This is a genomic window from Arthrobacter sp. 10T425 (assembly GCF_056393985.1).
Genome location: NZ_JBFTGZ010000108.1, coordinates 1 through 391 on the forward strand (window position 1 = coordinate 1; position 391 = coordinate 391).

General features: G+C 71.6%; 1 protein-coding gene. It reads right to left on the reverse strand.

Going from position 1 to position 391, the window contains the following annotated elements; all coding sequences use genetic code 11:
- Nucleotides 1-286: hypothetical protein (locus AC1DDH_RS20740; protein ID WP_476956257.1), on the reverse strand; the 286-nt coding region annotated here is incomplete at its 3' end.
- Between the last annotated feature and the right edge of the window lie 105 nt (nt 287-391).

The window sequence follows — 391 nt, forward strand, 5'->3', positions numbered from 1 at the left end:
TGCCAAGCTCGCGCGGGAACAGCACGCCCAACAGCGCCCAGCGCTGGGTGGGCCGCGTCACCGCAATCCAGTCGGCACACAGCGCGGGATCGGCCAACCAGCTCGTCGCCTGCCGCCGCACCATCCAGTCCCGCCGCGCGGCGGGACGCTGCGGCAAGGCGAGCAGATGGGCAATCCGCAGTGTGCGGGAAGCGATGCGGTGAATCGCGTCCCAGTCGAGCCGGCCGGCCAACGCACGAGGCGTCTGTGGCGCATACGTCGCCGGCCTTGCCGTCGATCCCTGCATGGCCTGGACAGCCTGAGGGCCTGGAACGGCCTGGATGGGCGCCGATGAAACCGCTGCAGCCGCTGAAGCCACTGAAGCCGCCGGGCGGCGCGACGGGCGATGGTC